Source organism: Gemmatimonas sp. (assembly GCF_044345575.1).
Lineage (GTDB): Bacteria > Gemmatimonadota > Gemmatimonadetes > Gemmatimonadales > Gemmatimonadaceae > Gemmatimonas.
On the sequence record NZ_JBIJAW010000219.1, the window covers coordinates 1 to 5,575 of the forward strand.

Below are 5,575 nucleotides of genomic sequence, written 5' to 3' on the forward strand. Positions count from 1 at the left end.
ATGGCCAGAGCCAGAGCACCGTGCGCGCAGTGACGGGCATCCTGCTCCCGAGCGTTGGCGGTCTGGTGGAAGGGGCGCTGCAGCGGTGGCTGCCGGTGAACACCATTCAGGTGAGCACGGGACGCAGTCAGCAGGATGCCGCCGTCACCGGTACCTCGTTGATCGACAACCTCAATCTCAGCATCAGCGCCGGCAAGCAGTTCGGCGAGCGCACCTATCTGCGACTCAATACCGGCATCTGCCGCGGCATTGGGCAGTCCACGCAGCGTGGCGCGAGCCTTTGGGGTGGCGTCGCCGCTGAGTACCGCATCGCGCGCAACTGGTGGGGGCAGGTGGGTGTCGATCCCGGTTCGGCCCCCTGCACACGCCCTGCCGGCGATGTGTTCCCGAGACTCCAGTTCGGTTTTGATTTGTTCCGGGAGTGGATTTTCTGAGTCGAGTGTTGAGGGCGCACGCGTGGGTAGGGCGCTGAAAGCCGATAGCTGAAAGCTGACAACTCCTCCGATGTTCACGTGATGCTCGGGGGAGCTTTCAGCTCTCAGTTTCCAGTGCTCGGTACTGAAGTGGCATTGTGGTCGCGCATCCCTCGCGATTCGAACGGCCACCACCGCCTCACCGCCGTATACGCCGTACCCGCGATTGCGCCGAGCGTGGCCGCCCACGTCACCAGCGTCTCGCGCTTGCCGTTGTCGCCCAGTAGCGCCGCGATGAGCTCGTTGCGCATGCGGAGAATCACCGGCGACGCCACGCGGATGCTGTTGAAGCTACGGTCGTAGCGCGCGCCGACCCCCTCGATGAGCGCGGCGGTGCGGGCGAAGTACACGAGCTCGCCGGGGAGGATGATCGGCCAGTTGAACAGCTCTTGCATCACGCGGTCCGCCACGACGCGGGCACGCTCGATGGTCGCGGTTTCGCTGTAGGCGATGTCGAGGAGCGTGTCGACGAGCGCGGTCATGGTTTCGGGCGTCGTGCCGGGGGCCACCATCCCAAGCGCGAAGAAGCCGTTGGCGGTGCCGGCCGCATCGCGACGGATTGCCGCAATGATGGTCTCGAAGAGCGCTTTGCGCGTGGTCACAGGCACATCGATCACCATGCCGAAGTCGAGCAGCACGATCCGGCCGCGCGCATCCACCAGCAGGTTGCCAGGATGCGGGTCGGCGTGAAAGACGCCGTCGCGCAGCATCATGCGTGCGTAGGTCTCGATGAGGATCTCGGCGAGCGCCTCGGCGCGCACGAGCCCCTGGGCGATCTGGGTGTCCAGGCGGTCTATGCGTGTTCCTTCGATGTATTCGAGCACCAGTACGTCGCGACGCGTGAGCGGCGTCTCCACGTCGGGGATGCGCAGTCGCCGTTCATCGGCGAATCGCTCCCGCATGCGCAGGCAGTGCATCGCTTCGCGCTCGAAGTCCATCTCCCCGCGTACGTGACGGTCGAACTCGTCGAGCACCACGCGGAAGCCCATCACGTGGACGTGCGGCCACCGCGCATACACCCGGTTCACGATGAAGCGCGACAGACGCACGTCGCGGTCGATGATCGCCTCCACGCCTGGACGGAGCACCTTCACCACCACATCGCGCCCTTCGTAGCGGGCGCGGTACACCTGTCCCAGCGACCCCGCCGCAAGCGGTGTGCGTTCGAGCCCCTGCACAACCTGGTCGGGATGCGCCCCCCACGCCTGTGTCAGCGTCCGCTCGATATCGGACCACGGTACGGGCGGCACGCGGTCGGTGAGCGTCCCGAGCGCCTGCAGGTATGGCTCCGGTATGAGATCGGCGCGGCTCGCGAAGATCTGCGCCAGCTTCACGAACGTCGGTCCCAGCGCGGCCAGGTCCCGCACGATCACGGCGGCACGCCGCTCGTGAAAGCGTGGGGATCGCACCGCGGGGGCACCGAACCACAGCCAGCGTTTGCGGTCGCGCAACAGCGAGATCACCACGGGAACGAGACGCCACAGAATCAGCCACAGGCGGGGCACATCCCGCCACGGTACGTCACGACTGGCCATGCATCTCCCGGGCCTGCTGCAGGAGGAGGTCGGCGTCGAGGCCGGCCAGCGTGGCCGAGCGCGCCCACAGGGAGTCCGCCCAGTCGTCGCGCTGCGCCGTGCGCGACGGTGTGCGCAGCCGGCGCTTCTGCCAGTAGTACCCGCTGTCCCGCGCCGCATCGTCCGCGCCGGACAACCAGACCAACGTGTCGGCGCCGGCGTCGGGCGTGATCGACACCACGTCCATGAAGCCGCGCAGCAGGCGGCCCATGCGTCCGTTGTTGGTGGCGAACCGCGTGCTCACCACACCCGGGTGCATCGCGTGCGTAACCACGCGCGTGGTGTCGAGCCGACGCGAGAGACTGCGCGTGAACCAGATGTTGCACAGCTTCGAGTTGGCGTAGGCGCGCCAGCCGCCGAACCCGCGGGTGAGCTGCAGATCGTCAAGGTCGAGCTTCGCGTTCTCGTGGGCGCGGCTCGACACATTCACCACGCGCGCGGGCGCCCCGGGTGCCCCGGCGGCATAGAGCGACGGCAGCAACTGCAACGCGAGGGTGAAATAGCTCAGGTGATTCAGGGCGAAGGTCTGCTCCAGACCATCTACCGTCTCCTGGCGCTCGAGGAACATGGCACCCGCGTTGTTGGCGAGCACGTGGATCTGCGGGTGCGCCTCCCGGAGGCGCAGCGCCAACTCGCGCACCGCGTCCTGTCGGGACAGATCGGCAATGGCCCAGGTGATGTCGCGGCGGCCGCTCGCGGACATGATGGCGTTGGCGGCGGCGCGCGTCTTCGCCTCGTTGCGCCCCACCATGACTACGTGCGCGCCCGCCTCGGCGAACTGCTGTACGGCGGCGCGACCGATACCATCACTGGCACCGGTAACGACCACGACTTTGTCGTGAAGATTCAACTGTGAGGTCGGGGCGGAACGATCAGCAGGCATGCGTAGGAAATTGACGAAGGGAGCGCCACGTAGTGACGCTCCCTTCTGCAACCCCGAATCGACCTGATCAGTTCGCGAAATCTTGTGGTTCAGTTCGCGATCGCCGTGAGGGTGATCGGACCGACCGTACCGGACGTGGCCGTGGCCGTCTGCAGTCCGACCTGCGGACCCAATGTCCAACGCACTGTCACCTCACCGAGGCTGTTGGTGACCGCCGACTGCGGTGACACGCTGCCGCCGCCCGACGTGATCGACAGTGCGACCGTCTGCCCCGGGATGGGTACGTTGTTGTTGCCGGTGATGCGCAAGACGAGCTGCACCGGGAGGGCCGTATTGGCTCTGGCTGTCTGGTTGTTCCCCTGCGCGACGCTGATATCGGCGGGCAGGATGCCCAGCGCGCTCAGCATCACCGGCTCCACGTTCGGGGCACTGCCCACCAGGCTTTGCGCCTGTGACCCGGGGCCCAGCGTCCAGCGTGCCTTCACCTCGCCGTTGGCATCACTCTTCGCGGTCGCCGGGTCTACCGACCCGCCCCCGGCGAGCACATTGAAGCTCACGGGGATATTGGCCATGGGCGACCCGTCGGTGGCGTACACTCGCAACACGATGGGGGTCGGCAACAGGGTGCCGGCGGCCGCCTGCTGCAGGTGTCCCTGCACGATGGTCAGGCGCGACGCGGCCGGGGCCTCCGTGGTCTTGGTGCATCCCGGGAACGCCACGAGCGTGGGGATGGCCGCGAACAGGACGGCAAGCAGAGTTTTTGGTCGAGCGGAACGCATAAGCTGATCGGTCAGGGTACTCCTCTCCGATTGATGGGTATCGGCTCCATCCATCGGCGAGTTGAGCGCCGACCTCGGTCCCTGTCTAGATTGCGAGGGCCATGACTGTCACGCCCCTGCATGCGCCCCGCCCGGCCCGCCCCGCGGACCAATCCGGTGCCGCCGCCCCCCGCTGGCCGTCGGGGCTGTCCCCCGACGTGCCCCCCGCCCGTAACCCGGGCACTGCCCTCGACCTCTCGGTCGTGAAGGCCATTAGGGTGAACCGCAGCGCCGTTGAGCGTCGAACGGCCACCCTCCCGGGGCGGCGCACCGTGAAGAAGGAGTGGCAGGCCGCCTGGTTGCTGCGGGCCATCGCCTGCATGGACCTCACCACCCTGGCTGGCGATGACACCCCAGGCAACGTGCGGCGGCTCTGCGCCAAGGCGGCGCGTCCGCTCAAGCCGGAGATCGTGGCCGCCCTTGGTGTGGCCGACCTGCAACTGACCACGGGCGCCGTGTGCGTGTATCACCAGTACGTCGCGACCGCCGTGGAGGCGCTCGAGGGCACCGGCATCCCGGTCGCGGCCGTGAGCACCGGTTTCCCGGCCGGGTTGTCGCCGTTCGAGCAGCGGCTGGCCGAGATTCACGCGAGCGTGGCCGCCGGCGCCACCGAAATCGACATCGTCATCACGCGCGCCCATGTGCTCACCGGCAACTGGGACGCGCTGTACGACGAGGTGCGGGCCTTCCGCGACGCCTGCGGCGAGGCCCACATGAAGACCATCCTCGGCGTGGGCGAACTCGCCACGCTCACCAACGTGGCGCGCGCCAGCATGGTGGCCATGATGGCCGGCTCCGACTTCATCAAGACCAGCACGGGCAAGGAAAGCTCCAACGCCACCTTGCCGGTGGGGCTGGTGATGACGCGCATGATTCGCGAGTTCGGTGAACGCACTGGCCACGAGGTGGGCTTCAAGCCCGCCGGTGGTATTCGCACCGCCAAGCAGGCGCTCGACTGGCTCGTGCTCATGAAGGAAGAACTCGGCGATCGTTGGCTCCGCCCCCATCTGTTCCGCTTCGGCGCCAGTGGCCTGCTTACCGACGTGGAGCGTCAGCTTGAACACTTCGTGACGGGCCGGTATGCGGCGGCCTATCGCCAACCGATGGTCTGAGGAGCAGACATGGCTTCCACCACGCCTCCCGCCAGCCCGTCGGCCAAGCCCACGGTGCGTGACCTGTACGACGCGATGAGCTACGGCCCTGCTCCCGAGGGCGACGCGCCGGTCCGTGACTGGATCGCGCGCCACAACGGCACCTTCGGGCACTACATCGGCGGACAATGGGTCGCCGGCAGCAGCACGTTCGAGGTGCTCGAACCGGCCACCGGCACGCCACTGGCGCACGTCGCGCAGGGCACGTCGGCCGATGTCGACGCGGCCGTGGCCGCAGCCCGCGCCGCGCTGCCGGCCTGGCAGGCGCTCGACGATCACGCCCGCGCGCGCTGGATCTATGCGCTCGCGCGCGGCATCCAGAAGCACGCCCGGCACTTCGCCGTGCTGGAGACGCTCGACAACGGTAAGCCGATCCGCGAAACGCGCGACATCGACATCCCGCTCGTCGCGCGCCACTTCTACCATCACGCCGGCTGGGCGCAACTGCTGTCGAGTGAGTTTCCCCACCATCATGCCTACGGCGTGGTGGGGCAGGTGATTCCGTGGAACTTCCCGCTCCTCATGCTGGCGTGGAAGGTGGCGCCCGCACTCGCGGCCGGAAACACGATCGTCCTCAAGCCCGCCGAGTTCACGCCGCTCACGGCCATTCGCTTCGCTGAGCTGGTGCACGAGATCGGCTTGCCGCCCGGCGTATTCAACCTCGTCACGGGGGACG

The 5,575-nt window shown here is 67.7% G+C and carries 6 protein-coding genes; 3 read left to right on the top strand and 3 right to left on the bottom strand.

The window, feature by feature from the left end; genetic code table 11:
• The coding region (locus ACIQ6O_RS12000) for a hypothetical protein (protein ID WP_396208027.1) at positions 1-434 on the top strand (434 nt) is incomplete at its 5' end.
• A 104-nt stretch (positions 435-538) separates the two neighbouring features.
• Here ACIQ6O_RS12000 and ACIQ6O_RS12005 read toward each other — a convergent pair.
• The 3 genes from ACIQ6O_RS12005 to ACIQ6O_RS12015 form a co-directional block, all read right to left on the bottom strand.
• Positions 539-2,008, bottom strand: coding sequence for an ABC1 kinase family protein (locus tag ACIQ6O_RS12005; protein WP_396208028.1), 1,470 nt, complete (start codon positions 2,006-2,008; stop codon positions 539-541).
• Positions 1,995-2,930 carry an SDR family NAD(P)-dependent oxidoreductase gene (locus ACIQ6O_RS12010; RefSeq protein ID WP_396208029.1) on the bottom strand — a complete coding sequence of 312 codons (936 nt, stop codon included), beginning with the start codon at positions 2,928-2,930 and terminating at the stop codon, positions 1,995-1,997. Before ACIQ6O_RS12010 ends, ACIQ6O_RS12005 begins: the two co-directional genes overlap by 14 nt.
• A gap of 89 nt (positions 2,931-3,019) precedes the next feature.
• Positions 3,020-3,709, bottom strand: a complete 690-nt coding sequence (locus ACIQ6O_RS12015) for an Ig-like domain-containing protein (RefSeq protein WP_396208030.1) — start codon at positions 3,707-3,709, stop codon at positions 3,020-3,022.
• A 101-nt stretch (positions 3,710-3,810) separates the two neighbouring features.
• Here ACIQ6O_RS12015 and deoC point away from each other — a divergent pair, with 101 nt between their 5' ends.
• Together deoC and ACIQ6O_RS12025 are read left to right on the top strand one after the other, a co-directional pair.
• Positions 3,811-4,860 (top strand): deoxyribose-phosphate aldolase, encoded by a 1,050-nt coding sequence (gene deoC, locus ACIQ6O_RS12020; protein ID WP_396208031.1) that lies wholly within the window; start codon positions 3,811-3,813, stop codon positions 4,858-4,860.
• A 9-nt stretch (positions 4,861-4,869) separates the two neighbouring features.
• Positions 4,870-5,575: aldehyde dehydrogenase family protein (locus ACIQ6O_RS12025; protein ID WP_396208032.1), on the top strand; the 706-nt coding region annotated here is incomplete at its 3' end.

Excerpts from the sequence above, each read along its gene's own strand:
- ACIQ6O_RS12005 (WP_396208028.1), bottom strand. The coding sequence starts at position 2,008 with ATGGCCAGTCGTGACGTACCGTGGCGGGATGTGCCCCGCCTGTGGCTG.
- ACIQ6O_RS12015 (WP_396208030.1), bottom strand. The coding sequence starts at position 3,709 with ATGCGTTCCGCTCGACCAAAAACTCTGCTTGCCGTCCTGTTCGCGGCC.
- deoC (WP_396208031.1), top strand. The coding sequence starts at position 3,811 with ATGACTGTCACGCCCCTGCATGCGCCCCGCCCGGCCCGCCCCGCGGAC.
- ACIQ6O_RS12010 (WP_396208029.1), bottom strand. The coding sequence starts at position 2,930 with ATGCCTGCTGATCGTTCCGCCCCGACCTCACAGTTGAATCTTCACGAC.